This window comes from Schaalia turicensis, assembly GCF_019380255.1.
In the GTDB taxonomy this organism is placed as follows: Bacteria; Actinomycetota; Actinomycetes; order Actinomycetales; family Actinomycetaceae; genus Pauljensenia; species Pauljensenia turicensis_A.
The window spans coordinates 809,883-835,148 of sequence record NZ_CP048928.1 but is presented as its reverse complement, the minus strand read 5'-3'; the positions used below and the strand labels follow the sequence as shown (position 1 = coordinate 835,148).

Here is a 25,266-nt window from a genome sequence, read left to right as displayed (position 1 = left end):
ACTGTGAGATCTGCTGGTGAACGCGTTTCACGTTACCGTTGTCCTATGACTGCCACTACCGGGTCGAACCCACGTATTTCAGGTTCTTTCGACCCCGCTCTCTCACCTTCGCGAGCCAAGGAATACTTGAAATGCCCGTTGCAGTACCGCCTGCATGTGGTCGATCGCATCAAAGAACCTCTCACGCCTGCAACCGTTGCCGGCACGCTGGTACATTCGGTATTGGAGAAGCTTTTCGATGTGGCTCAAGCGGACCGAAATGAAGAGACGGCAATGGGACTCTTCGACCAAGAGTGGGCTGCAACAAGAGAGTCTTCAGATGATGTTGTTGCGATGTTCGACGACGAGGCCGCGCTCGATCAATGGATCGACAAGACCCGTGATCTTGTGCGCGGTTATTTCACGCTCGAAAATCCGCAGCGCCTAGAACCAGCTGCGCGCGAGAAGCGCGTGGACGCTTACACTCACGACGGCGTGCGTCTGCGTGGCTTCATCGATCGCATTGACCGTAACCCTTCTGGGGAGTTGCGTGTGGTCGACTATAAAACGGGTAAGGCGCCTTCGCCCCGTTTCCAAGACGAGGCCCTGTTCCAGATGCGCTTCTACGCCCTGCTGTTGAAACTCACCGATCGGATGCCGTTGCGCACCCAGTTGGTCTACATCAAAGCGGGTCAGACCCTGACATTTGATCCGACGGTCGATGACATTGAACGCTTCGAAGACGAAGTGTCAGGTATTTGGGATCGGATTGAGCGTGATGCGAAGCGTGGGGAATTCGCTCCTCGAAAAAATCCCCTATGCAACTGGTGCGGTGTGCGCGCCCACTGTCCTCTCTTTGACGGGGTACTTCCCGATGCGCCAGCAGACGGCATGAAGCGCCTACTGCAAACGCGGGTCCCTGCTTCAATGCAGGAACCCACGTAGACCCCCTACTGGGCGAAAGAACTGGGGCGATCAGCTACATCACCGCAGTTGACGCTGCGCTGAGTACTCCGGTCACCAGCAGAATTGCAACAACAATAGCCAAGCCAATTCGGTACCACACGAACGGCTTGTATGACTTCGTTGAAACCAGCTTGAGGAACCAGATGATGACTGCCCATGCCACAACGAACGCGATCAGTGTGGCGACGATGGTTGGGGCAACATCAACGTGATCTCCGCCGGAGAAGACCTTGTACACCTTGTACAGGCCGGATGCGAAAACTGCTGGCATGGCAAGAAGGAAGGAATAGCGGGCTGCCGCCTCGCGCGTGTACCCTAATGCGCGTCCCATCGTGATCGTTCCACCCGAGCGGCTGACGCCGGGGATCAAGGCCATTGCTTGGGCAAGGCCATAGAGGAGCGCGTCACGCCAGGACATATGGTCAAGGGTGAGTTTCTGAGGAGCATAGCGGTCAGCAATACCCAGAAGAACACCGAAAAGGGCAAGCATGACGACTGTAATCCACAGGTTACGGAAGGAAACGTCAATCCAGTCTTCCAATAGAAGACCAAGGATCCCGATCGGGAGCGAGCCAACGATGATCATCCAGCCCATGCGGACGTCGGGATTGCTTGAGCTCAGACGCTTTTCACGCGGACGAATAGGAAGCGACTTCCACCACGAAGACAAGATCCGGACAATGTCTTTCCAGAACACGATGAGGACTGCGGTTTCAGTACCGATCTGGGTGATGGCAGTAAAAGCCGCGCCCGGGTCAGCATTGCCGACCAATTCCCCAAGAATCCTGAGGTGAGCCGAAGACGAAATCGGCAGGAACTCAGTAAGTCCCTGCACGAGGCCAAGAAAAATCGCATCGAACCAAGTCATAGTCGAAACTCTACGGGCTATTGGCGGGTATTGACGAAACGGTGTGCCACGAAACCTGTGCAACCTGACACGGCTAGGCTAGAGGCTATGGAAATTCGTCAGTGCGGTCGCAGTGGTCTGAGGGTTTCGTCACTTGGCTTGGGCACGCTCACGTGGGGACGCGACACCGATGGTGAAGAAGCATGGGACATGCTTTCTCACTTTGTCGATGCGGGTGGAACGCTTGTTGAATGTTCGCCGATGAACGGCGAAGGAATGGCCACCGACGTTCTTGGAGCAGCGATGAACCGAGTCGGACGCCACCGCCTGACGATTGCTTGGAGGGGTGCCACCCGTCGCGACCACTCAGGTCGTTGGGTTTCCTCGGCTGGGCGTGGTGATATGTTGCGCAGCCTAGACGATGCTCTTGCTCGTTTAGATACCGACTATGTGGACGTGTGGATGGCGGAGCCCGACCCCAGTGTCCCACTCGAAGAAACGCTGGGTGTGCTTGAAGCAGCGTCCCGTTCAGGGCGAGCTCACTATGTCGGTCTTTCTGGCTGGGATACGTGGACAACAGCCTGCGCCCTTACCCGCCTTGGTGAACACGGGCTTGTTCAGCCAGCGGTAGCACAGCTCCCCGTCAGCCTGTTAACTGCTCCGGCTACCCATAGCTTGCGTTCACATCTGGCCGGCGAAGGATTGGGTGTATTTGCTCGGTCTCCACTTGCCGGTGGGGTATTAACTGGAAAATACCGCCATTCCACTCCCCCAGATTCGCGCGGGGCTACCGAACATATGTTGCCCACTGTCGCTCCTTTCCTGACCGACGAATACGCGGGACGTGTTGAAGCAGTTGTTCGCGCCGCGCAAGGGCTTGATCGCAATCCAGGTGACGTTGCTCTTGCATGGGTACGGGATATGCCGGGCATTGCCTCAGCAATCTGCGGTCCGCGAAATGTACGACAGCTTGACCACATCCTTGACTCGACCGAGCCTCTGCCTGCCCCGATTCGCCAAGTACTCAACGAAGTCGCGTACTCGTAAGAACGCATATTTCTTAGATCCCAGCCCTCAAGTTTGGGATCCCAGCCCTCAAGTTTGGGCTTTCAAGCGCGACGTTCAGCAGACAGTGTCGCGCGATATCAAACAAGCGTCTGATATCGCGCCACAAAAGAATTCTTAGAATCGCTCAGTCGTCGACGTCGATGAAATCATCATCCAAATCGTCCGAATCCTCATCGTAGGATTCATCATCGTCCTCTTCCTCATCATCATCTTCGTCGTAATTATCGTCGAGAAGATCGAAGGGAAGCTCGACACCGAACTGTCTGAACAGTTCGTCGTCGTAGGTGAAGAACGCATCTCGCAAAGTGTTCTCTGCTTCTTCAAGCGTCGAAGGATCATCATCGGTTGCCTGCGAACAGGCAACATAATGAGCTTCAAAGGCTGCAATCAGTGCGTCAAGCGCTACGCGAGGATCATGAGTCATGAGAAGATCCTAGACCTTATGCGAACTGGACTCACGGAAGATTAAGTTGCGAGCGGATAACAGAAACCATCAGGTCAGCGCCCTTGATTTCTGTTGTCTGATCAGCGCCAACGATGCGGGACACACCTTCAGAGTCAACCAGCTGCGATGCACCCATATTCGGCCCCAGCGGGAGGATCACCCATTCCTTCGTAGGCTCGTAGATTGCTTCGGGCGTCTCGCCAGCGATTTGAGACGAAATATTCGCGATGACAACGCGGGCTTGCTGGCGAGCAGCATCAGCACGCTTTGACTCGGGGACGTCCGTCAGATCGCCAACGGCGTAGGTGTGGGCATGGCCCTCAACCTGCAGGGTCTTACCAACACGGATTGTGCCGTTCGGGCGCAACATGGGCTCGTAATCGGTACCTGCGAGGTAGCCGCTGTTCGCACGAGAGCCGTAGCACTGGAACCAGATATCGCCTTCAATTTCTTCACCTTTGCAGGTCGACACATGGAAGTGACCGAGTTCACCAACGTTGTGCGGAGGCAAGAAAGCAAGTTCAGAACCGGTGATCACGCGAATGCCGAGCTCAGCGAGTTGCGTGGAAATTTCTTGACGCAGGTCTTCGGAGTAGCCGGGAGCAGAAAGGATCTGATCGGCCTTCTCGACGATCGTGATATCAAGGTCGGGGTAAGCGTATGCGAGTTCGCCGGCGAATTCGATACCGACGGTGCCACCACCGACTAGCATGACGGAGCGTGCGCCAGCAAGGTTTTCGTGCAGTTGGTTCAAACGAGCCTTTGCAACAACGGACTTCGCTGACGAGTACTTTGCTGGGAAGGGATATGTTGCGCCGGTTGCAAGAACAACGTAGTCCGCTTCGATGGGTTCGCGACCGAAAATATGGACGGTGTTACCGACAATCTGAGAAACAGTGCCGTGAATGAATTCGCCTCGTGTCAGCAAGTTCGAATAGGGCATGAAGATTGCTTCCTGCCACACGTCGTCTACGGCTGCGCGCAGTGCAGCTGCGTGGTGGACAAACTGGTCTTTTTGTTCAACGAGCGTCACGTCAGCAATAGGATCGAGTCCTTTTGCAACAGTCACGCCACCGTAACCGCCACCTACAACGACAACACGAGCCACTTCATTCTCCTTCACGTCGAGCTGGTCTAATTCTTGCACGTGATACGGGTTTGCGCGCGAGACTATCGGGCGCGTCAGCCCTGATCGATACCGAGTGCTCGGGCAATGTTGGGGACAAAGAAGTTCGGTCCCTTAAGGACTTTGCCGTCTTCACGCAGTTTTACCGAACCGTCGGGCATCAGCTTCGACAGATTCGATGCCTGAACTTCAGCTAAAACCGCGTCCAAATCGATACCCGATTCGATTGCCATTCCGTAGATGACATAGACGAGGTCTGCCAGAGCATCGGCAGTTTCGATGAGATCTCGCGTGTGGTCGTCACCGTCAACGGCCTTTTCAGTTGCTTCTTCAACGAGGCTCCGTGCAGCAGGTCCGTACACGGCGCCCATCAGTTCAGCGAATTCTTCGCGGATCAGTGACATGCGCATGTTGAGACGTTCGTAGTCGATGGTTGGCAGGGAACCGGTGCCAAGGCGCACGGGCATGGAGTAGGTTCGGTGGAACTGCTCAACAAGCTTTCCTGGGCGTGAAGGATCAAGGGCAGGTCCCTGTCCGGCACCGGGGCCATCCCATGGGGTCTTCGGTTCGCGAGTGTCCGTGATCAGAAGGCTTGCCTGCCAGAGGGCCGGGCCTTCAGCTCGCCTGCGGATCCCCTCGCGCTTAAAACCGTTGCGCCACGCTGGCTTCCAAGAACCCCAGTTTTCGACGTGGCAGTACCAGTCGATGCGGGTGACATCCATCTGATCAAAGGCAAAATCAACGGCAAGACCGAGCGCTTCGGTCATAAACCCTTCACCCCAGGCATCAGTGCGGATGAAGTAGCCAACCTCAGCCGACTTGGGATCACGCTGCCCACGCCAAAACTCCAGGCGACCAAGGAACCTTTGATTCTTGGCAGAAAGAATCGCCCAGTCAGCGTTACCGTTCTTCCAAGACTCTTCAGAGCGCGAAAGATGCTCAACCGCCATATCCCTCGTATACGGGTGGGGAACGGTCGTCGTTTCACTTATGCGTGCGTCTTGGAGCACCTCGGTAATTGCGTCGACGAAATCAAGGTTCATCGGAACCAAGGTGACGCGCGGTCCTTGAAGAGTCTGCGGCAGTGTTTTACTCATGCTTCTTCCTTCCCCGTGTTTGCCCATGCTGTAGCAAGAATATTGCCAAGTGCAGGAACGGTCTGATGATCTTGAACAACGAACTGACGATCGATCAGGGCGGTGGGTACACGGTCGATGCCCATCTGTACACCGATCTGGAAATCAGAGAAGACATCGGATGCAGTGTGCGGATCAGTCAGCGCATCGAGGACGAACTGAGCGTCCAACCCGAGGTCCTGCGCGCAGCCGATCACAACGTCGCTGTTTGAAATATCGAGGGCCATCTCAAAGTGGGCGCGTCCCAAAGCTTCGGCAAGCTTCAACTGCATTGAGTCGGGACCATAGAGAGTGTCACGATCGTAGTCTTCGATGCGGGCGGCATTGATCACGCGGTGTGCAAATGAGGATGGAGCAACGATCAGTTTCTCGAAGTCAAAAACGACGCCTTCTGCACGTCCAAGCTTTTCAAGTCGCTCGTCCAGCGCCACTGCTTCCTCGTACGTGAGTTCGCCTTCGTTCATCAGATAGACGCGACGAGGTTCTTCACGGGCGCTATCCAATTCGGGGTCGAGGAAGAAAGCGTGGAGCGTAATTTCCACCTCGTCACGATGATCGAAAGAGGACAGCGCCTGTCGCCAGTGTCGAATACCCAAGTACGACCATGGGCAGGTCACATCGAACCAAAGATCAATATGCATTCGCACGCTCTTTCATCGCTTCGTTGCATTGATCCGGATTTTCTTCACGGTTGTAAGAAAAATCCGAGATAAAACGAAAGCCCGGAACTTATTCAAGCTCCGGGCTTCCATCTGTGCGCGGAGGGGGACTTGAACCCCCACCCTCTAATACGAGGACTAGCACCTCAAGCTAGCGCGTCTGCCTATTCCGCCACCCGCGCAGGTGACTTGCTCTTCTTGATTACCTCAAGTCGAACGTGGAAAACTCTAACACGGTTGGTAGCCGTACTGCCAAATCGAAAGGAGAAATTCCTGGGGACCATCAGCATTTTTGTTGGAATAGCGCCGATAGTCAGTGTCCACAGGAAGTGGCGACGAGGAAGGTCCCCCAGCAGAGTTAATTCTTGTTCCGTGAACGCAGTCGCTCATCCAACGCGGAAAAAACCCTCACAATCTGGGATATTTCCGCATCGGTCATATCCGCAAGCAAGAATTCGCGAAGCGTCTCTTGGTGAAGACGAGTTGCTTCCTTCACGATCCGCGCACCCTGTGAAGTCAGACACGCTTGATAGCTTCGCCTATCCTCCTTCGACATCACTTTCTTTACCCAACCGTCACGTTCTAAATGAGTGACCAAATAGGTCAGGCGCGACGGAGAATAGACAACCTGGCCGGACAATTCACCCATTTTTAGACATTGACCAGGCGCTTCGAACAGGGCAAGCAGGATGTTGTAATCGGGCACCGACAGGCCGAAATTCTTCTTCAAGCTGGATTCCAACAGGCCATGAAGACGCCCATTCGCTTCGAAATAAAGTCGCCAAGCACGCTGACGCAAGTGAGCTGAATCAGTATCCAGAAGCGCGGGACTATTCATTTCGTTTTCTTTCACGTGTTGAAGAATATTCTATGAAGTTGGAAAAGCACTGATAAACCCTGGTCTATCTCATATTTTTGACTGAATGGTGAGACAGTTGCTCGCATACCGTTATGCGTGTTTGCTCCGCGCCACGAAATGCCGAGAGTTTCTCAATGTGCGCGGCCTCGTGCCACCATTAAGACACAAGCGATGAAGGAGTAGTTGGTTGAGCGCAGAAACACAATTCACGTGCGTACTTTTCGATGTTGATGGCACTCTTGTTGATTCTGCCCCCGCAGTGATCCACTGCTTCAACACGGTTCTTTCTCAGCGCGGCGTCACACCCCTGCCAGCGGATGCAATGCGCAAGTACGTTGGCCCCCCGCTCTGGTGGTCATTTGCTGACCTTGGCTTTGAAGGCGAGATCGTGAAAGAACTCGTCGACGAATACCGGGCGCTGTACCGCACAATTTTCCTTGAACCCCCACTTTTTCCTCGGATGGATGAAGTAGTGCGTGGCGCCCACAACGCTGGGATTCCCGTGGCAACGGCTACGTCGAAGCAAGAGCCCCTTGCTCTGGCACAAATGGAACATCTGGGAATTCTTGACGCTTTCGACGTCATCGCCGGCGCAACTCCGGATCCCGCTTCTTCGAAAGCAACAGTTATCGCCGGTGCACTTTCGCGCCTGAGCGCCAAGGGAATGGATATCTCCCGCCCCGTTCTGATCGGTGATTCCTGCTGGGATGTTGAAGGAGGCCAGCAAGCTGGTATTGACGTCATGGGCGTGAGCTGGGGGTACGCGAAAGACGGCGACCTTGACGAATGTGTTGCTATCGCACATACCCCCGAAGAGCTTGCACACCTGCTGGGGTTCACGCTCTGAGCCTTTCAGCTCATCTGTACAGCTAGCGGAAGTCTCGCAAGCGTACGAGGTGCGGATGCTAGTTATCGAGAAGGTCCACCAGGTCGGACATATCGAGCCTGGATAAGAGCTCGCCACCCTCACCATTTCCTACGCTTTCGACGACTGTTGATACGAGTTCGCGTTTGCGTTCTTGGAGCGCGACGACTTTGTTTTCGATGGTGTCAGCGCCGACCAGTCTGTACACGTTGACTTTCTTTGTTTGGCCGATTCTGTGAGCGCGGTCGACGGCTTGTGCTTCAGCTGCAGGATTCCACCAGGGGTCCATCATGTACACGTAGTCTGCTTCCGTGAGCGTCAGACCGGTGCCTCCCGCTTTCAAAGAGATGAGGAATACGGGGACTTCTCCGGATCTGAAGCGTTCGATGACTTCGTCTCGGCGGGTTGTGGATCCATCGAGTTGGACTGTGGCGATTCCACGTCGTTCTAAGTAGTCACGAATGCGCGTAAGGAACGTTGTGAATTGGCTGAAGACCAGAGCTTGGTGTCCGCTTGGGATGATTTGTTCAAGTTGAGTGGCGAGGTACTCGATTTTTGCCGAGCCGATGTGTCCGCATGTTGCGTCGACAAGACCGGGATCCAATGCGAGTTGGCGCAAACGTGTCAGCGCCGCGAGGATATCGATTTTTGCACTCGGATCGTCGGTCAGCGAGAGTATTTTTGCGCGCTCTGCCATGAGGTGTTGATCGTAGATACGTCGGTGCTCCGTGCCGAGGTCAATGGGGATAACGGATTCGATCTTGTCGGGCAGGTCAGTGGCAACTTCTTCTTTGGTTCTACGCATCATGTTGGGACTAAGAAGAGAGTGAAGACGGTTCAATGCCGTGACGTCGTGATCGTTTTCGATGGGGCGACGAATTTTGTCGTTAAAAAGGGACCATTTGGGAAGTAGTCCGGGCATTGCGAGGGCCATGATCGACCAGAGGTCACCAAGAGAGTTTTCTACCGGGGTTCCGCTGACCGCAAAAGTCCAGTTTCTTTCTATTCCTCGCAGCACACGGTGAATGGCGGTCCGCGGATTCTTCACATTTTGTGCTTCATCGAGAATAAGGCCGTTAAAAGGAATCTGTTTCCATTCTTCGTCGTCGATGCGCACGATTGTGTATGAGGTGATAACGATGTCTGCGCCTTCGATTTCGCTGGCGAGGCTCCTTTCGCGCCTCTTCCCCGTTGTATTGATCGTGCGCACGTTGAGATCTGGGAAGAATCGTTGAGCTTCTTTTTCCCAGGTACTTAAAACCGATGTTGGCGCGACGACAAGCGTGGGCAGATCGCGTTTGAAAGATGATGCGACGTCAGATTCTTCGTTTTCTTCGCATACTGACGCATCTTTGAGGGAGGCAAGAGCAGTTAAAAGCTGAAGGGTTTTACCGAGCCCCATATCGTCTGCCAAGATGCCACCTGTTTGGCTACAGGCTCGAGCGATCAGCCAGTGCGCTCCGTCAACTTGATACGGGCGCAAGGTGGCACCCACGGGGTTCCGGAGTGGAATATCTGCGCCGGCGTGACGCAGGTGTTCAAGACGGGCTTCCCACTGCTGGGAATCGACAGTCGTATCCGTAAGGCAGTCGAGTTCTTCCCAGAGGCCAAGATGTGCGGGTACGAGGCGTGGCTCATCATCAAAAGAAAGTGTTCGTGCTTCTTCGAGAAGTGCTGTGATGGATTCAATTGTTTCTTTGTCGATACTGACCCAGCGTCCGTCAACGTAGAGATAGTGTTCCGAGTGGGCGATTGCCTCGAGAACATCACTGAATGGAACCGGATATCCGCCGACGTCGAGTCTGACGTCAAGGTCGAACCAGTCATTGTGCGCTTCGCTTGGCGTGACGCGGATCGATGAATGGAGCGGGATTTCATCAATCATGAACGTCAGTACTGCGTCGCTGATCTCCCATGCAAGACGCGAGTCATTCAGCTGATCGATCACATCTTTTCGAAATTGCGGGATAGTCCACGCGGGAAGTCGGAGGTTTTTGAATTCTCCGTCCCACAAAGAAGCGGGCACGTGCTGTCGCGCAAGAGTTTTCAGGGAAGCGACGATCGGTCGAACGGCTTCTAAATCCATGACCTGCTGAAGTCGGACTCGCGAGGGGGAACCTGAATAGTCGTATTCCGCCCACCAGGTGAGGGTGAATTCTTTTCCTTCGACAAGGTCGCATTGTCCAATAATGCGCACTGTTGCTTCTTCGCCAAGATCGACTGACGAGTCAATTGAAGAGACTTCGAAACGACGTTTGAGATGCGGGAGATACGCGGTCGTCAGTTCGGCGATCTGGTCGGCGGGCACACAGATCGGTCCTCGTTCGAATAGGTTCATGAGTTCTTGCCCACCAACACGGGCTACCCGTGTGCCACCGTCCAAGATGAGCAGGCGGGTCGCGGTATCAATTCGGGGTTTGAGGATACGTTTATCCCCATCAAAGGCCATCATCTGCAGGAGTAGTTCATCCCCCTGCAGGCTGAGGTCGCAGCCCAAATCCCACGATGATCGATCGAAATGTATGGGCGTCAGTGGATCAAGGCTGGAATAGAGTTCGATTCCTTGGTTGATCAGTCTGAGTAGCCACGGTGCAGCATCCATTCCGAGCATCTGAAGACTAATTTCATTTCGTGCTGCGCGACCATCATCCACTTTTGCAAGACGATAGCCTTCTCTGATTAACCCGAGCTGAGAACGCGATAATCCATCTGAAACTGAAGCCCACTGCGTCGACACCAGATCCGGCCACGTTGCTCGCTTCTTTGTCCATTGAATGCGATTGCCGGGGCGTAGTGGGTGCATCCAATACGGGCGCTCTGGGTCGCTAGTATCAATCAATAGTGCGATTGGCTCTCCGCTTGAATCCCCAGTATGCGTGAAGGAGCGGAGACGCGTTTTCCACTCTGGTTCGTCTTCCGTTGTGAGTTCGTTGCTTTGGCGTCGTAATTCGAGGAACAGAGCAACCGAATGCTGACAGTTTTTTCCTTCAATACACGCGCAGGTCAGAACAGGTTGCCCTCCGTTGAGTCCGACCCAGGTTTTAAGACGAAGCCCCTTTGAAGCCACACGTCCACTAAAAACTCCGTCATCACCGATCTCAACGTCGGTGACTTTGTTTCCTTCACACAGTGCACTCGCGCGCGCCCAGGCAGCATAGCCGACTTGATTGCGGATGATTGCTTCGTCGAACTCAGCGACGCGACGGAGTTCTTCGGATGAAATGCGCATTCTGTCAGTCTATCTTTCACCGTCAGATTCTGCTGAGAAGGCCCCTTCTATCCACCAGTGTTTGTCTGTATAAATCAGAAGGAGATCGCTTCCCTGATCGGTGATGACGCGAAGGTATGCTCGCGCGGGCGATGAATCATCCCACCGGTTGCCACGGATTATCCAAGAACCGTGCGAGATACGAATGCTTTGCGGAGCTGATGGGTCAACAATGCCACGATCATCCATGCACGACTGAGCCTCTCGCTTGTTTTTCGGAACAGATATCCAAGCTGGTTCTTCACTCAGTTTCCCGCGTTGAGTGACATGTATAGGTGAGGAAGAAGAGTCGTTCAGATGCACCGGGAGCCGAACGGATAGTAGGGTCTGAGGGCTCACATCGATTTTCCTGTCCCACTCCCCTGCCTCAGGTGTTAAAAAGCTGGGAGTATTCCAGGGAATAAAAGCAACGCGTTCGCGTGAATCCCAACCACCTTGACGGCGAATACTACCACCACCCCATTAGCGTAAAGTTCTTGCGCTAGTTGCCCGATAGCTCGCCGAAGCGGAAAAGAAGAGTATTGACGTTGTTATCAGAGGTTTCGCATTCAACAATGGCGTTTCAGTCCGGATACGCAGATTCCATGGTCGGGACGAAAACATCGTGCCCTTCGCTGAGCTTCCAGTAGATATCAGCATTGCTTCCAAAACGGGCATATATGTGGTCCTTACCTAAATCTTTGAGCTGCCCACAGGTGCGCACCCCCAAAGTGGCAAGCAATTCAATGTCTTGAGTTGCCCACTCTTTCTCTTTACCGTCAAGAAATTCCAGAATGTAACGAATGGGAATTGAGGCAAGAAATGAGGGCATTTCTTGATCGGTCACGATTCTTTGGGTTCGCGCCGCATATGTTGCAGCAAATACTCCCTGCGCGACCCCGACGAAGGCTTCGACACCAACCTGTTGCGCAACAGCATCAACGATGGCAGTTGCGGCTGCTTCTTCGCTTCCGTGCCAACGCGTAGCGGGAGTAGCCCACGCCCAACTTAAGCCCGGACGCATACACATCACTGTGGCTACAACTGACTTGAAGGCTTCGATAACAGCGTCAAAACTTCTACCTTCACGCTCTTGATCCCGAGGCACGATGATGAGCTCTGGGCACAGATACCGTGCCGTTTCAATACGCATGCCGTGGCGTACACCGTGTTTACGCGCACTAAAAGAAACGACATCAATTTTTCCGCGGTGCCCCACTGCTCCTGGAGCACCCGGAGGAAGATCAATGACCAACGAGTTCACAGGCCAGTCAGGAATCCATAGAGCAATGAACCTCATGAGGCCCTCCTTGATTCTTTGATAGCGAGATTCCACGGTCGCGAAATACCGACCCAATGTTCGTAGATAAAAAAAGTCCTGCGCTTTGCTCGAAATCACCCCCCTATTTAGAACATCTGTTCTATACCGTAGGTGCGACCATGTACAAATCAGATTGCAATAGTCCATGTTCTTCCGGTTACCCGTCGCACCAACAATGGTGGCAAAATAAACGAGTGCTTCACATCCTCTTCTTCGAACCCGAAATTCCCGGAAATTCAGGCGCAGCAATCCGCCTCTCCGCATGCACCGGATCAATGCTCCACCTGATCGAACCGCTGGGATTCGATATGTCCGACACAAAACTCAAGCGCGCAGGCTTGGATTACCACGATCTCGCGCACGTGAAAGTACACCCAAACCTTGATGATGCACTCGCGGAGGTTCCCGGACGCATCTGGGCATTCACAGGACGAGCCTCAACAATGTACGCCGACGTTTCCTATCGGGACGGCGACGGACTCCTCTTCGGCCGAGAATCCGTCGGCCTTTCCGAAGACGCAATGAATCACCCCCGTATCGAAGATCGCGTCCGCATTCACATGCAACCGGGACTCCGCTCTCTCAACCTGGCCAACTCAGCATCGATTGTTCTGTACGAAGCGTGGCGCCAACTCGGTTTCCCAGGAGGAATCTAAAACGACCTCCACACGATATTCCGCTTCACAAAGCACAATCGGCCTCCTCCCCCGTACGTTGGGGCGAGGCTGAAATTTTCACCACCGCCATTTTTACGAACGAGGCCGCTCAAGGCGCTCAGCTAACTCCACAATCCGGCGCGGATTCGACCTCCACATCCACCCCACACCAATCATGGAAATAATGAGTGGCAGATAGTAAAAGTCCGCACCCCACCGGCTCCACGCCGAACGAGCCACAATCAGATCGGGCACATCAAAGCCTGCAATACCGATAATGATCGGCGCCGCAATGCTAATACCGATGCTGTAGCCGGCAATAATGCGCATTCTCCTGCCATTGTGCGTCAAGCCCGCCGCACCAACGAAATACACGATTCCCGCAATCAACGCGACAATTTGAGGACCCCACGGGAGGGCGTTCTGATGATGGAACAGATCAACGATCGCTGTCACGAACACCCAAGCCCCAAGCGCCCAGAACATAGCCATAACAAGACGACCAAGGCCAAGCGCTCGCGGGCGCCTATCTTTCACACTCTTGCCATTGCCGGAAACGTCGGCGCCCTCCAAAAGCTGCGGGGATTCATTCATAGGTTGATCATACGTTGCGCCCACCATCATCCTCACTTCGCACGAATGTTCGGTGTGGCCGGTTCCACCTCATCTCATCCGTCTGCGCGCGGACATCATTGCCCGCAAGTGGGACAATAGGCCTAGATGGTTCACAATACTGTTAGCAGAAAACACGACGTAAGGAGTCTCAGACGTGAGCGAACCAGAATACGACATCGTCGTACTGGGCGCCGGATCCGGTGGATACGCCACCGCTTTACGTGCTTCCCAACTGGGAATGAAAGCTGCCTTGATCGATGGAGACAAGGTTGGTGGCACCTGCCTCCACCGCGGTTACATCCCCACGAAGGCTTCTCTGCACGCAGCTCAAACCGCTGACGCTGCCTGCGAATCCGAAACATTCGCCATTCGTTCCACCTTCGAAGGCATCGACATGGCGATAGCCGGTACCTACCGCGATTCAGTCATCACCAAGCTTGACAAGGGCCTTCAGGGGCTGTTGTCCTCGCACAACGTCAAGGTCGTCAAGGGCTGGGGTCGCCTGACTGGTGCCAACACCCTCACCGTTGACGGACGCGACATCACCGCCCGCTACAGAACCGTCGAATACAACCTTGCGGGCAACAGAAAGTCTAATATCCTGAATACCCAAGGCTTCATCAAGCTCGTGAGCGTTGAAAATGGACCGATCGTCGGTTTCCACGGAAATGGCTCTCGCCGGTAAACCCCTGCACGCCCACAACTAGCACACCCGTCTTTCAAGGAGAACATCCATGGCAACCGCAGTAACAATGCCCGCCCTAGGCGAATCCGTCACTGAAGGCACCGTCACCACCTGGCTGAAGAACGTCGGTGACACGATCGCAGCTGACGAACCCATCGTCGAGGTCTCGACCGACAAGGTCGACTCCGAAGTTCCATCCCCCGTGGCGGGTGTGCTGCTCGAGATCCTCGTCCCCGAGGACGAAACCGTCGAGGTCGGCACTACGATCGCAATGATCGGTGACGCATCCGAGGCCACTTCCGCTCCAGCACCTGTAGCCGAAGCTCCCACAGCGCCAGCACCCGTTGCCGAAGCGCCTGTAGCTCCTGCGCCTGCATCACCCATCGCTTCTGCTCCCGCTTCCGGCACCGAGGTCCTCATGCCCGCCCTAGGCGAGTCCGTGACCGAAGGTACCGTCACCACGTGGCTGAAGTCCGTTGGCGACGCCGTTGAAGCTGACGAGCCTCTGCTCGAGGTTTCCACCGACAAGGTCGACTCCGAAGTTCCATCCCCCGCAGCCGGTTTCCTCGCTGAAATCCGCGTCGAGGAAGACCAGACCGTTTCAGTTGGCACCGTTGTCGCCGTCATTTCGTCTGAGGCTCCGGGCGCAGCTCCTGCAGCTCCTGTAGCTCCGGCAGCAGCCACTCCGGCTCCGGTTGCCCCGGCAGCGCCTGTTGCTCCTGTAGCTCCGGCAGCAGCCACTCCGGCTCCGGTTGCCCCGGCAATGCCTGTTGCTCCTGCAGCCCCGACTCCGGTCCCGGCAACCCTCGATCAACTGAGCAATGCTGTTGAAACCGCCGCCCCGACCGGAACCCCGGTCGCATCGCAGACTCCGGCAGCAGTGGCAAACACCGGCTACGTAACCCCGATCGTTCGCAAGCTTGCTCGCGAGGCCAACATTGATCTTGCAACGATCACCGGCACCGGCGTTGGTGGCCGTATCCGTCGCGAAGACATCGAGAATGCTGTTGCAGCCCGCGAAGCTGCCAAGGCTCCTGTTGCCCCGGCACCCGTAGCTTCGGCTCCGACTGCTTCAGCTCCGGTTGCACAGAAGCGTGAACCGTCACCACTACGTGGCACGACCGAGAAGATGTCGCGTCTGCGTCTCACGATCGCTCGTCGCATGATGGAGTCCCTGCAGAACTCTGCTCAGCTGACGACCGTGGTCGAGGTTGACGTCACCAAGGTTGCAGCTCTGCGTGCACGCTCGAAGGATGCCTTCATCGCCAAGCACAACACCAAGCTGACCTTCCTGCCCTTCTTCGTGAAGGCCGCAACCGAGGCTCTTCAGTTCCACCCGAAGATCAACGCAACCATTGATGACAACAAGGTCACCTACTTCGACCATGAGCACATCGGTATTGCAGTTGATACCCCGCGTGGCCTGCTGGTTCCGGTGATCAAGGATGCGGGCACCAAGGACATCCCGGGTATCGCAGCTTCGATCAACGATCTTGCCGCTCGTACCCGCGACGCCAAGGTTGGTCCGGAAGAACTCACCGGTTCCACCTTCACGATCACGAACACCGGTTCCGGTGGCGCACTGTTCGATACTCCGGTTCTGAACTCGCCCGAGACCGCAATCATGGGTGTTGGCACGATCGTGAAGCGTCCGATGGTTGTCAAGGCAGCCGACGGTTCCGAGTCCGTTGCGATCCGCTCGATGGTGTACTTGTCGCTGTCGTACGATCACCGCCTGGTTGACGGTGGCGACGCGGCTCGTTACCTCATGGAGGTCAAGAAGCGCCTTGAAGAAGCAAACTTCGACGCTGACCTTGCTCTCTGAGTAGAACCAATCTGGCAAAGTAATCTGCCGATCTGACGTTCAGGCACCCCCAGTTCGTGCCGGGAAACCGGTGGGAACTGGGGGTTTACCAGATCCGCCTAAGGGTCTTGCTGAGCGGTTCGTGAAACTCGTCCCGTCAGACGCATAAAAGTCATCACTACGTCTTGTGAGCTACTAGCAGGAAGAGTCACACACTTTGCCCCTTCGCAGCGTTGGTATTCACTTTGTGTCACCGTTGCTTCGATTGTGAGCTCCGTGTCCGAACAGTGTGGTTGGTTGACCACGTGCGATTCGGATTCCAGATGTTTAACGAACGCATCAAAGCGGCGAAGGGTTGCAATCTTTTCAGCTTCGGCTCGAAGAGCATCCCCTTCCATAAAATTGTCCAGGTCAGCGATATTACGATCCATCACTGCTTGATCTCGCGCATGCATAAAAGTGGAGACGATGTCGTTCGCCTGGCTGACGTCGGGGCAGCCATCGATTGCGAAGTCGTCGATCGAAGCAACCTGATTGCGACCAAATGGTTGGATTCCTTGTCCCAGGTCCATTCCCTTCATCGGATCTGCCGGCTTAGTTTCTTCTTGAGTCTCTCCCGATTGCCTATTTTCACTCAGTGGCGCAGATTGCGTGGCATCTGGATGTCGAGATCGTTCAATACCCCCACTCGAGGGCACCGACTGCGCCTTAATTCCGCCCGTTGTGAAGGACGCGTTTGATAGTGTGGGCGGCCTCGTCATTCCATAGATGACGCTAAGGAGAACGATGATGATCCCCGCCAGCGCACCGCGTCGCCACCCCTGAGTCGCTGGCAATCCCCGTGGATGTTTATCGAGAAGGTGTTCCTTTCGCCACGTGACTACATCGTTCCTCTGAGACGGATTATCACAGCGTGAATCAGCTGTCTGTTGTAGCGGGCGTTGCTCGACGCGCGTGGGGTTAAGTCCGAGTGGATCAATATTCAATGCGCATGCGATGGCTTCAACTCCGGCATCGTCACTGCGCTGGTCCTTTGTTGCAGACAGAGAAAAACCGGGGGTTCCTTCACCGGCCTGCGCGGGAATGGCAATATCAATCAGCGTCGCGTGAAAATCACTGCTGACAACAATGTTTGATGGCGCAATATCGGTATGGATAATTCCCCTATCATGTAGCGCACAAACGCCAGCACGCACATCGGCGACGATACGTCGGCGCTGGTTGTCGTTCAGTTGCTGACCGCTATCGAGTAGCGCCTGCAAGGTTTGCCCGGCGTACCGACGCTGAGAAAGACTCACGCGACCATCCGGCTGGGACGATATTTCCACCAGCTCTGCCACATTCGGGTGCACGAGGCCACGCCATGCAATCCAACGCTGCATCTGATCACGCGCGATATCAGAGCTATATACGCTGATCAACAGTGCTTCATTGTCACGAGTGACCTCCCACAGCGGACCGTTGGAGGTCATAAATGCAATCGTTCCAAGGCGATCTGAATGCATAGTCATAGCCGCATTGTGCGGTCCAGATTTCTTGAAAGCGACCGGCCTTGCCTAAGCTTGTGGATAACTGCGATCCCATGCATTGGAATATCGCCATTACAGGTAGAATAGGTTCGCTATGAGTGAGAACACTGCCCCCAAGAAGCGTCGCTGGTACCACAACCTCGCGGACGCATACCGTATTACAAAGCGCTCCTATCCGTGGATCGGATGGGCACTTGCCGGAGCATGGATCCTAACGATCTGTCTTGCACTGGCGATCGCCGCCCTGATGCACGCGAACTACATTGTCTGGGCAATTCTGGGCGTTTTGGTAGGTAGCACGATCGCGATGTCACTGCTGTCGTTCTTGGTGCGTCGTGCTCTATACGATCAGATCGATGGCACTGTCGGCTCTGTCTACGCTGTTTTGTCGCAGATCAAGTCCGGTTGGATCATTCCCGAACAGCCGATTAACGTCACGCGCGAGCAGGATGTTATCTGGCGAATTATCGGTCGCGCCGGTGTTGTTCTTATTTCCGAAGGTCCTTCCAGCCACGTTCAGCCACTTCTTTCAGCTGAGCGTAAGAAGGTTCAACGCGTTGTGAAGAACGTTCCTGTTCACGTTATCCAGACTGGCCACGATGAAGGCCAGCTGGAACTTGCGAAGCTGCAGGGCAAGTTGCGTGGTTTCAAGAAGATTCTGACGAAGGAAGAGGTTCCTGCCGTTTCGAATCGTTTGAATGCGTTGCAGTCCAATGCTCTGCCGATTCCCAAGGGAATTGATCCGATGAAGGCTCGCCCGAACCGCAGGGCGATGCGCGGCCGCTGAGAGTTTCGACTCAAATACCGAGACACCCCTATGCATAATATGCATAGGGGTGCATACTTATATGCGTAGAGAGAAAATCTCCGAAAGGTACTCCCATGCGCAAGCTTCCTGCAGCACTCCTCCTGACTGCTACCGCATCGATGGCACTCGCCGCATGCTCCGACCCGTCAACCTCTTCGACTTCTCAGTCCGCTGAGGGGGCAGTATCGGCCACCGCGATTGAATCATTCGACACCTCGTCGATCGAAACCGTCGATGAAATCGCCGCTCTGGTCCCCGTCGCAGTCAAGGAACGAAATATCCTACGTAACGGCACATCCGCTGACTACGCCCCCGCCGAGTTCCGCGCTGAAGACGGTCAGACCCCCGTTGGCTACGACATTGATATCGTCAAGGCTCTGGCAAAGGTGATGGGTCTTGAAGAAGGCACCACGACTCACGCAGAGTTTCCGACCATCATCCCGGGTCTCGGTTCCAAGTTTGATATCGGCGCTTCTTCCTTCACCATCACCGAAGAGCGTCTTGCTCAGACCAACATGATCTCCTACGTCGAGGTCGGCTCCGCATACGCTGTCGCTCAAGGCAACCCGAAGAACTTCGATCCCGCCAACGCTTGCGGCACCACAATCGGCGTTCAGAACGGCACGTACCAGCAGGAATACGCTGAGCATCTGTCCGAAGAATGCGTTGCTGGTGGCAACGAAGCAATCAAGATTATGCCCCTCGACCTTCAGACCGACATTGCAACCAAGGTCATCGGCGGCCAGTACGACGCCACTCTGGCTGACTCCACCGTAATCGGCTACACGGTTGAACTCTCCGGTGGCAAGCTCGAGCAGGTTGGTGACGTCATCGAGGCCGAGCCTCAGGGTATTGCTGTCGCCAAGAACGACACTGAACTGGCCAACGCAATCCAAAAGGCCATGCAGTACCTAATGGATAACGGCTACCTGACCAAGATTCTCGCAGTCTACGGCGCCGAGGATGCCGGTCTCACCACGGCCGAACTGAACCCCGGCCTCTGATTTGAACTCAACGTATGGGGCTCGCACCATATGGCGCGAGCCCCATACTGAGCAAGGTAAACATATGGCACACGTTAAAGACGGCATCACCCTCATTGATGCAAAACCGGTACCGCGGCCCGGACGGTGGATCAGCGCAGTGATCGTTGCGATCTTTGCTCTGCTCCTCGCCACGGGTTTCATTACCAATGACAACTACCAGTGGGATGTCGTTGGCAAATGGCTTTTCTCGAAGACGATCGTTTCAGGCGTTGTATACACGTTGATTCTGACTGTCATCGCGATGACAATTGGCACGATCCTCGCCATCACGTTTGCGATTATGCGCCAGTCGATTAACCCGGTTCTACGCTGGGTTGCCACAGCCTATATTTGGTTCTTTAGAGGTACCCCGATCTACACGCAGTTGATCTTCTGGTCACTGCTACCCACGCTGTACCCGCAGATTGAGCTTGGCATTCCGTTTGCTCCACCGTTCGTTTCCTTCGACACGGCAACGTACTTCACACCGTTCTGGATGGCGTTCATCGGTCTGGGACTCAACGAAGGCGCTTACCTTGCTGAGATTATTCGCGCCGGCTTACTGTCTGTTGATAAGGGTCAGTGGGAGGCTGCCACCGCTCTTGGTATGCCTCGTTCGATGATTTTCCGTCGCATTATTTTGCCCCAGGCGATGCGCGTGATTGTCCCGCCGATCGGCAACGAAACGATTTCCATGTTGAAGACGACATCGCTTGTTTCGGCGATTCCGTTCACGTTGGAACTGACGTTCGTTGCATCGACAAAGGGCCAGTCCCTGTTCCAGCCGGTTCCGCTGTTGATTGCGGCTGCTCTTTGGTACCTGTTCATCACGAGCATTTTGATGTGGATCCAGGCACACATTGAACGTTACTTCGGTAAGGGCTTTGATCGTCGCGATAACGCGACCGCTTCAACCTCGACTCAATTCTTGGATGTGACACCGTGAAATCTTCAACTCCTATGGTGAGCGTCAAAGGCGTCCACAAGTTCTTTGGTGACCTTCACGTGCTCAAGGGCATTGATCTTGAGATCGCGTCCGGCGAGGTGTGCGTAATTCTGGGTCCGTCGGGTTCGGGAAAGTCGACGTTGCTCCGTTGTCTGAATCAGCTCGAAGAAATTAGTGCTGGTGAAGTGAGCGTTGATGGCGAGCTTCTCGGATACCGCAGGGACGATGCTGGCCAGTTGCACGAGCTGGCTGACAAGGTCATCGCCGCCCAGCGTTCACGCATTGGCATGGTATTCCAGCGTTTCAACCTGTTCCCACATAAGACCGCGTTGGAAAACGTCATGGAAGCACCGATCCATGTTGCGAAGGTGGATAAGGCAACGGCGAAACAGCGTGCGCTTGAACTGCTTGAACGCGTCGGATTGTCGGATCGTGCGGATCACTATCCCTCGGAGCTTTCCGGTGGTCAACAGCAGCGTGTGGCGATTGCTCGCGCTCTGGCGATGGATCCGGAGATCATGCTTTTCGACGAACCGACGTCGGCGCTTGACCCCGAGCTGGTGGGCGAAGTTCTGCAGGTCATGAAGGATCTTGCACAGTCGGGCATGACGATGGCTGTAGTTACGCACGAAATTGGCTTCGCACGTGAGGTCGCTGACACGGTTGTCTTCATGGATGAGGGAGTTATCGTCGAGGCTGGTAGCCCCGCTGACGTGATCGACAATCCGCAAGAACAGCGAACAAAGGAATTCTTCTCGAAGGTGCTCTGACGCGGTGTACGAGGCTCCTGCTTCACACACGATCCTGAGATGGGTGTGGGCCCAGCGAAATCGCTGGGCCCACACCCATATGTGCTACGCAGGGCAGTCAGCCAGCGCGTAGCAATGTCAGATCAGGTGAGGGTGACGAGATCAAGGTAAGAGTCATCCCAGAGATCCTCGTCCCCATCCGGGAGTAACAGAACACGATCGGGATTCAACGCGGTGACAGCGCCCGGGTCGTGTGTCACCAGAACGACCGCACCTTCATACGTGTCGAGTGCATTCAAGACCTCTTCGCGAGACGCAGGGTCGAGGTTATTCGTCGGCTCGTCAAGGAGAAGGACATTCGCGCCGGAAACAACGAGTGTTGCCAGAGCGAGACGGGTCTTCTCACCACCGGATAAAACGGACGTCGGCTTGTCTGCATCGTCACCCGAGAAGAGGAACTGACCAAGGACGTTGCGGACGTGAGTATCGTCAAGGTTCGGCGCAGCATCAACCATGTTCTGGAAAACAGTCTTGGAATTATCCAAGGTTTCATGTTCCTGCGCGTAGTAGCCGAGTTTCAACCCGTGACCTGCAACAATCGCGCCACAATCAGGTTCACTGATGCCACCGAGGATTCGTAGCAGGGTGGTCTTACCGGCACCGTTTAAACCGAGGACAACAACCTTTGCTCCCTTATCGATTGCAAGATCAACACCGGTAAACACTTCCAACGATCCAAAGGACTTCGACAGGCCTTCGCCAGTCAGCGGGACTCGGCCACATGGAAGAGGCTCTGGAAAACGTAGACGCGCCACCTTTTCCTGAACTTCCTCGCTACCCGCCTGAGCAAAAAGCTCTTCAGCGCGTCGTAGCATCTGTTGAGCTGCCACTGCCTTTGTGGCCTTCGCACGCATTTTTTCGCCCTGGGCCTTCAGCTGTTCAGCCTTCTTCAAAGCGGTTGCGCGTTCCTTGCGACGACGGCGTTCGTCTTCTTCGCGTTGCTTCAGGTAGGCATCCCAGCCCAGGTGATAGATATCGACCTCGGCACGGTTCGCATCCAAGTAGAAGACCTGGTTGACGGTCTCCCCCAGCAACTTTACGTCGTGGGAAATCATCATGACGCCACCGGGGAATGTCTTGATCCAGTCACGCAACCACATGATCGAATCGTGATCCAAGTGGTTTGTGGGCTCGTCAAGGAGAAGCACGTCAGCTCCGGAGAATAGGACGCGTGCGAGTTCAACACGTCGGCGCTGACCACCAGATAGAGTGTCGAGGCTCTGTTCAAGGACACGATCTTCGAGGCCCAGTGAGTGGGCAATCTGTGCCGCTTCAGCGTTCGCGGCCCAGCCGCCCTCGTTCGTGAATGCCTGATCGAGTCGCACGTAGCGCTCCATCGCTTTCACTTGGCGATTGCCCTCAGTCGTTGACATCTCGTGTTCGGCTTTACGGATCTTTGCGATGATCTGGTCGATTCCACGCACCGAGATAATGCGTTCGCGAGCAGTGAGGGACTGATCACCGATGTGAGTGTCCTGAGCGAGGTACCCGATCTTTCCGTTGTTCGTAATCGTGCCGGAGTACTCAGCAGCACCATGATCTGATTCGCCGGCAAGAAGACGCATGGTCGTCGTCTTTCCCGCACCATTGCGACCGACAAGGCCGATACGCATTCCCTTATCGATCCTGAAGGACACGTTCTTCACAAGGTCTCTTGGCCCAATGCTGAGGGAGAAGTCTTGTACGTTGATCACCCGACAATTTTAGTGGTTGTGGGCAGGTACACCCTAGTCAAATAAGGTGATACGCCCTACGGGCAGGCACAATTGAAGGCGTACATCTGAAACAGAGGTAGGGGTATTTCATTGACTTCGCCAGAAGAATCAGCACGCACACCAAAGATCTTCGACATTATTGCCGTGATGTTCGTGGCTTTCCTTCTCATTTCGAATATTGCAGGCACCAAGGTCACGGCGCTTGATGCGGGACCGATTCATCTTGTTTTCGACGGTGGAGCAATCCTTTTCCCGCTGACCTATGTTCTGGGCGATGTCTTGTCCGAGGTCTACGGTTTCCGTCGTGCTCGTCGCGTCATCGTCCTCGGATTCGTCGCATCAGTACTGGCCTCACTCACCTTCCTCCTTGTTCAGGTCGCACCGGTTGGCCCCGGCTACGATAATCAGGCTGCATTCGAAGCGGTCCTTGGATTCGTGCCTCGTATCGTGGCCGCCTCGATCATCGGCTACCTAGCAGGCCAACTGATCAACGCGCTGGTCCTCGTGAAAATTCGCGAACGCTGGGGTGCGGATCACCTGTGGGCACGCCTCGTCGGTTCCACCGTCGTCGGCGAGCTTTTCGACACCGTCCTCTTCTGCACGATCGCCTTCATCGGTGTCATTCCAGGGGCCGAATTCGCAAATTACATCATCACCGGATACGTCTACAAGGTGGGCGTTGAAATCGTCCTCCTGCCCATTACTTACCGTGTCATTGCCTTCGTCCGTAATCGCGAAGGTCTAACGTCGAACGAGGTTCTTGCCGCATGAGTGAACAATGGCTTGCTGCTCCCCCATCCGATGAACGCCCTCTGGGGGCTAAACCCGGTTCACCGGACCGTGGCTTCGATGTGGGGTCGCGTCTGGAAAGTGGACGCGGTCTCGGGCGTACTGGAATCCTGCACACCGCCCACGGCGATATTCGCACCCCCGCGTTCATTCCCGTCGGGACGAAAGCGAATGTAAAAGCGCTCGTCCCCGAGATGGTCGCGGACTTGGGTGCCCAGGCGGTACTCGCGAACGCTTACCACCTGTATTTACAGCCCGGCTCTGACCTCGTTGACGAGGCCGGCGGACTCGGCGAATTCATGAACTGGCCGGGACCCACCTACACGGACTCCGGCGGCTTCCAGGTTCTTTCGCTGGGTGCTGGTTTCAAGAAGGTGCTCTCCCAAGAGTTTTCCGGTGCAGCCGACCCGAACGACCCGAAGCTCCACATGCAGGCCGTGAAAGCATCCACTGCAGTCGTGGACGATGACGGTGTCGTGTTCAGCTCGCACATCGACGGTACGAAGCACCGCTTCACCGCTGAAGTATCGATGAACATTCAGCATCAGTTGGGCTCAGACATCATGTTTGCTTTCGATGAGCTGACCAGCCTGCTCCACCCGCGTTCCTACCAGGAAACGTCGCTGGAGCGCACGCATCAGTGGGCGAGGCGCTGCCTGCGCGAACACGCACGCCTGACTAAAGTGCGTGCAGACAAGCCGTATCAGCAGCTCTGGGGCGTCATCCAGGGCGCTCAGTACGAGGATCTGCGTAGGCTCGCAGCCCGCACAATGAACGATATGGATGAAGACGGCACGCGTTTCGATGGTTTCGGAATCGGTGGTGCCCTAGAGAAGGAAAACCTCGGCACGATTGTGTCGTGGGTCAGCGAAGAACTCGACGAGGATCGTCCGCGTCACCTGCTGGGTATATCCGAACCTGACGATTTCTTCCGAGGTGTTGAGGCGGGCGCCGATACGTTTGACTGCGTGAATCCATCGCGCGTTGCCCGTAACGCTGCCATCTACTCCCCCAATGGGCGTTTCAACATTACGAATGCTCGATTCAAGAGGGATTTCAACCCGATGGTCGAAGGTTGTGGCTGCTACACGTGCACGCACTACAGTGCCGCCTACGTTCATCACCTGTTCAAGGCACACGAAATCCTTGCCTCTACCCTGGCTACGATCCACAACGAGTGGTTCACCGTCCGACTGGTTGATGCGATTCGTGATTCCATCGACAACGGTAACTTTGAAGTCTTCCGCGCAGATATGTTGGGTAAATACGCAGGGGGGTCAACGAGGGTGGTGCACTCATGAGTTTCAACGAACAAGTACGGTCGGTTTCTGGTCGTCTCAGGTCCCGTGGTGGGCGCTGAGTAGCCG

General features: G+C 55.1%; 22 protein-coding genes, 1 tRNA gene and 1 pseudogene. 12 read left to right on the top strand and 12 right to left on the bottom strand.

Annotated elements, in window-relative coordinates:
- The first annotated feature begins 45 nt into the window (after nucleotides 1–45).
- Nucleotides 46–924, top strand: coding sequence for a RecB family exonuclease (locus G5S47_RS03540; RefSeq protein ID WP_103633730.1), 879 nt, complete (start codon nucleotides 46–48; stop codon nucleotides 922–924).
- A gap of 34 nt (nucleotides 925–958) precedes the next feature.
- On the opposite strand, the gene G5S47_RS03535 is transcribed toward G5S47_RS03540, so the two are convergent.
- Complete coding sequence (locus G5S47_RS03535; protein ID WP_006680977.1) at nucleotides 959–1,813, bottom strand: undecaprenyl-diphosphate phosphatase; 855 nt, start codon at nucleotides 1,811–1,813, stop codon at nucleotides 959–961.
- Between the two features lie 87 nt (nucleotides 1,814–1,900).
- Here G5S47_RS03535 and G5S47_RS03530 point away from each other — a divergent pair, with 87 nt between their 5' ends.
- Nucleotides 1,901–2,839: an aldo/keto reductase gene (locus tag G5S47_RS03530; RefSeq protein ID WP_103633729.1), complete on the top strand. Its 939-nt coding sequence runs from the start codon at nucleotides 1,901–1,903 to the stop codon at nucleotides 2,837–2,839.
- A gap of 145 nt (nucleotides 2,840–2,984) precedes the next feature.
- On the opposite strand, the gene G5S47_RS03525 is transcribed toward G5S47_RS03530, so the two are convergent.
- From G5S47_RS03525 to G5S47_RS03500, 6 genes are all read right to left on the bottom strand, one after another.
- The gene (locus tag G5S47_RS03525; protein WP_006680975.1) at nucleotides 2,985–3,284 is read right to left on the bottom strand and encodes a hypothetical protein; all 300 of its coding nucleotides are present in this window, start codon (nucleotides 3,282–3,284) and stop codon (nucleotides 2,985–2,987) included.
- 31 nt (nucleotides 3,285–3,315) lie between these two features.
- The gene (locus G5S47_RS03520; protein ID WP_103633728.1) at nucleotides 3,316–4,413 is read right to left on the bottom strand and encodes an FAD-dependent oxidoreductase; all 1,098 of its coding nucleotides are present in this window, start codon (nucleotides 4,411–4,413) and stop codon (nucleotides 3,316–3,318) included.
- A 74-nt stretch (nucleotides 4,414–4,487) separates the two neighbouring features.
- Nucleotides 4,488–5,528, bottom strand: coding sequence for a GNAT family N-acetyltransferase (locus G5S47_RS03515; RefSeq protein WP_179370390.1), 1,041 nt, complete (start codon nucleotides 5,526–5,528; stop codon nucleotides 4,488–4,490).
- Nucleotides 5,525–6,208 (bottom strand): DsbA family oxidoreductase, encoded by a 684-nt coding sequence (locus G5S47_RS03510; RefSeq protein ID WP_006680972.1) that lies wholly within the window; start codon nucleotides 6,206–6,208, stop codon nucleotides 5,525–5,527. The genes G5S47_RS03515 and G5S47_RS03510 overlap by 4 nt, the downstream gene beginning before the upstream one ends.
- Nucleotides 6,209–6,322: 114 nt before the next feature.
- Nucleotides 6,323–6,408: transfer RNA gene (locus G5S47_RS03505), tRNA-Leu, on the bottom strand.
- A gap of 176 nt (nucleotides 6,409–6,584) precedes the next feature.
- Nucleotides 6,585–7,064: a MarR family winged helix-turn-helix transcriptional regulator gene (locus G5S47_RS03500; protein ID WP_006680971.1), complete on the bottom strand. Its 480-nt coding sequence runs from the start codon at nucleotides 7,062–7,064 to the stop codon at nucleotides 6,585–6,587.
- 208 nt (nucleotides 7,065–7,272) lie between these two features.
- On the opposite strand from G5S47_RS03500, the gene G5S47_RS03495 reads away from it, so the two are divergent.
- Nucleotides 7,273–7,932: an HAD family hydrolase gene (locus G5S47_RS03495; protein WP_179370391.1), complete on the top strand. Its 660-nt coding sequence runs from the start codon at nucleotides 7,273–7,275 to the stop codon at nucleotides 7,930–7,932.
- Nucleotides 7,933–7,990: 58 nt separating this feature from the next.
- On the opposite strand, the gene G5S47_RS03490 is transcribed toward G5S47_RS03495, so the two are convergent.
- Nucleotides 7,991–11,179: a DEAD/DEAH box helicase gene (locus G5S47_RS03490; RefSeq protein WP_179370392.1), complete on the bottom strand. Its 3,189-nt coding sequence runs from the start codon at nucleotides 11,177–11,179 to the stop codon at nucleotides 7,991–7,993.
- A 601-nt stretch (nucleotides 11,180–11,780) separates the two neighbouring features.
- Nucleotides 11,781–12,497: a DNA polymerase Y family protein gene (locus G5S47_RS03485; RefSeq protein ID WP_179370393.1), complete on the bottom strand. Its 717-nt coding sequence runs from the start codon at nucleotides 12,495–12,497 to the stop codon at nucleotides 11,781–11,783.
- A gap of 215 nt (nucleotides 12,498–12,712) precedes the next feature.
- On the opposite strand from G5S47_RS03485, the gene G5S47_RS03480 reads away from it, so the two are divergent.
- Nucleotides 12,713–13,174 (top strand): tRNA (cytidine(34)-2'-O)-methyltransferase, encoded by a 462-nt coding sequence (locus G5S47_RS03480; protein WP_006680966.1) that lies wholly within the window; start codon nucleotides 12,713–12,715, stop codon nucleotides 13,172–13,174.
- A 93-nt stretch (nucleotides 13,175–13,267) separates the two neighbouring features.
- Here G5S47_RS03480 and G5S47_RS03475 read toward each other — a convergent pair whose 3' ends face one another.
- Nucleotides 13,268–13,768: a hypothetical protein gene (locus tag G5S47_RS03475; RefSeq protein ID WP_179370395.1), complete on the bottom strand. Its 501-nt coding sequence runs from the start codon at nucleotides 13,766–13,768 to the stop codon at nucleotides 13,268–13,270.
- Between the two features lie 175 nt (nucleotides 13,769–13,943).
- On the opposite strand from G5S47_RS03475, the pseudogene G5S47_RS03470 reads away from it, so the two are divergent.
- Nucleotides 13,944–14,342: pseudogene (locus tag G5S47_RS03470) on the top strand (FAD-dependent oxidoreductase); the annotation flags it as partial.
- Nucleotides 14,343–14,523: 181 nt separating this feature from the next.
- Nucleotides 14,524–16,299 carry a 2-oxoglutarate dehydrogenase, E2 component, dihydrolipoamide succinyltransferase gene (gene sucB / locus G5S47_RS03465; RefSeq protein ID WP_006680963.1) on the top strand — a complete coding sequence of 592 codons (1,776 nt, stop codon included), beginning with the start codon at nucleotides 14,524–14,526 and terminating at the stop codon, nucleotides 16,297–16,299.
- Between the two features lie 98 nt (nucleotides 16,300–16,397).
- On the opposite strand, the gene G5S47_RS03460 is transcribed toward sucB, so the two are convergent.
- Entirely contained in the window at nucleotides 16,398–17,789 is a 1,392-nt protein-coding gene (locus G5S47_RS03460) for a protein kinase domain-containing protein (RefSeq protein WP_083856940.1), read from the bottom strand.
- Between the two features lie 112 nt (nucleotides 17,790–17,901).
- On the opposite strand from G5S47_RS03460, the gene G5S47_RS03455 reads away from it, so the two are divergent.
- The 4 genes from G5S47_RS03455 (at nucleotide 17,902) to G5S47_RS03440 (ending at nucleotide 21,356) form a co-directional block, all read left to right on the top strand.
- Complete coding sequence (locus tag G5S47_RS03455; protein ID WP_006680961.1) at nucleotides 17,902–18,594, top strand: DUF4191 domain-containing protein; 693 nt, start codon at nucleotides 17,902–17,904, stop codon at nucleotides 18,592–18,594.
- A 95-nt stretch (nucleotides 18,595–18,689) separates the two neighbouring features.
- Nucleotides 18,690–19,619 (top strand): ABC transporter substrate-binding protein, encoded by a 930-nt coding sequence (locus G5S47_RS03450; RefSeq protein WP_006680960.1) that lies wholly within the window; start codon nucleotides 18,690–18,692, stop codon nucleotides 19,617–19,619.
- A gap of 64 nt (nucleotides 19,620–19,683) precedes the next feature.
- Complete coding sequence (locus G5S47_RS03445) at nucleotides 19,684–20,586, top strand: amino acid ABC transporter permease (RefSeq protein WP_006680959.1); 903 nt, start codon at nucleotides 19,684–19,686, stop codon at nucleotides 20,584–20,586.
- Between the two features lie 14 nt (nucleotides 20,587–20,600).
- Nucleotides 20,601–21,356 (top strand): amino acid ABC transporter ATP-binding protein, encoded by a 756-nt coding sequence (locus G5S47_RS03440; protein WP_040318535.1) that lies wholly within the window; start codon nucleotides 20,601–20,603, stop codon nucleotides 21,354–21,356.
- 122 nt (nucleotides 21,357–21,478) lie between these two features.
- Here the strand turns inward: G5S47_RS03440 and G5S47_RS03435 are convergent, their stop codons facing one another.
- Nucleotides 21,479–23,089, bottom strand: a complete 1,611-nt coding sequence (locus tag G5S47_RS03435) for an ABC-F family ATP-binding cassette domain-containing protein (protein WP_103633716.1) — start codon at nucleotides 23,087–23,089, stop codon at nucleotides 21,479–21,481.
- Between the two features lie 168 nt (nucleotides 23,090–23,257).
- Here G5S47_RS03435 and G5S47_RS03430 point away from each other — a divergent pair, with 168 nt between their 5' ends.
- Together G5S47_RS03430 and tgt are read left to right on the top strand one after the other, a co-directional pair.
- Entirely contained in the window at nucleotides 23,258–23,881 is a 624-nt protein-coding gene (locus tag G5S47_RS03430) for a queuosine precursor transporter (protein ID WP_103633762.1), read from the top strand.
- Nucleotides 23,878–25,200: a tRNA guanosine(34) transglycosylase Tgt gene (tgt, locus tag G5S47_RS03425; protein WP_219585824.1), complete on the top strand. Its 1,323-nt coding sequence runs from the start codon at nucleotides 23,878–23,880 to the stop codon at nucleotides 25,198–25,200. Before G5S47_RS03430 ends, tgt begins: the two co-directional genes overlap by 4 nt.
- The last annotated feature ends 66 nt before the right edge of the window (nucleotides 25,201–25,266 follow it).

Excerpts from the sequence above, each read along its gene's own strand:
- G5S47_RS03540 (WP_103633730.1), top strand. The coding sequence starts at position 46 with ATGACTGCCACTACCGGGTCGAACCCACGTATTTCAGGTTCTTTCGAC.
- G5S47_RS03535 (WP_006680977.1), bottom strand. The coding sequence starts at position 1,813 with ATGACTTGGTTCGATGCGATTTTTCTTGGCCTCGTGCAGGGACTTACT.
- G5S47_RS03530 (WP_103633729.1), top strand. The coding sequence starts at position 1,901 with ATGGAAATTCGTCAGTGCGGTCGCAGTGGTCTGAGGGTTTCGTCACTT.
- G5S47_RS03525 (WP_006680975.1), bottom strand. The coding sequence starts at position 3,284 with ATGACTCATGATCCTCGCGTAGCGCTTGACGCACTGATTGCAGCCTTT.
- G5S47_RS03515 (WP_179370390.1), bottom strand. The coding sequence starts at position 5,528 with ATGAGTAAAACACTGCCGCAGACTCTTCAAGGACCGCGCGTCACCTTG.
- G5S47_RS03510 (WP_006680972.1), bottom strand. The coding sequence starts at position 6,208 with ATGCATATTGATCTTTGGTTCGATGTGACCTGCCCATGGTCGTACTTG.
- G5S47_RS03500 (WP_006680971.1), bottom strand. The coding sequence starts at position 7,064 with ATGAATAGTCCCGCGCTTCTGGATACTGATTCAGCTCACTTGCGTCAG.
- G5S47_RS03490 (WP_179370392.1), bottom strand. The coding sequence starts at position 11,179 with ATGCGCATTTCATCCGAAGAACTCCGTCGCGTCGCTGAGTTCGACGAA.
- G5S47_RS03485 (WP_179370393.1), bottom strand. The coding sequence starts at position 12,497 with ATGAGGTTCATTGCTCTATGGATTCCTGACTGGCCTGTGAACTCGTTG.
- G5S47_RS03475 (WP_179370395.1), bottom strand. The coding sequence starts at position 13,768 with ATGAATGAATCCCCGCAGCTTTTGGAGGGCGCCGACGTTTCCGGCAAT.
- sucB (WP_006680963.1), top strand. The coding sequence starts at position 14,524 with ATGGCAACCGCAGTAACAATGCCCGCCCTAGGCGAATCCGTCACTGAA.
- G5S47_RS03460 (WP_083856940.1), bottom strand. The coding sequence starts at position 17,789 with ATGACTATGCATTCAGATCGCCTTGGAACGATTGCATTTATGACCTCC.
- G5S47_RS03455 (WP_006680961.1), top strand. The coding sequence starts at position 17,902 with ATGAGTGAGAACACTGCCCCCAAGAAGCGTCGCTGGTACCACAACCTC.
- G5S47_RS03450 (WP_006680960.1), top strand. The coding sequence starts at position 18,690 with ATGCGCAAGCTTCCTGCAGCACTCCTCCTGACTGCTACCGCATCGATG.
- G5S47_RS03445 (WP_006680959.1), top strand. The coding sequence starts at position 19,684 with ATGGCACACGTTAAAGACGGCATCACCCTCATTGATGCAAAACCGGTA.
- G5S47_RS03440 (WP_040318535.1), top strand. The coding sequence starts at position 20,601 with ATGGTGAGCGTCAAAGGCGTCCACAAGTTCTTTGGTGACCTTCACGTG.
- G5S47_RS03430 (WP_103633762.1), top strand. The coding sequence starts at position 23,258 with ATGTTCGTGGCTTTCCTTCTCATTTCGAATATTGCAGGCACCAAGGTC.
- tgt (WP_219585824.1), top strand. The coding sequence starts at position 23,878 with ATGAGTGAACAATGGCTTGCTGCTCCCCCATCCGATGAACGCCCTCTG.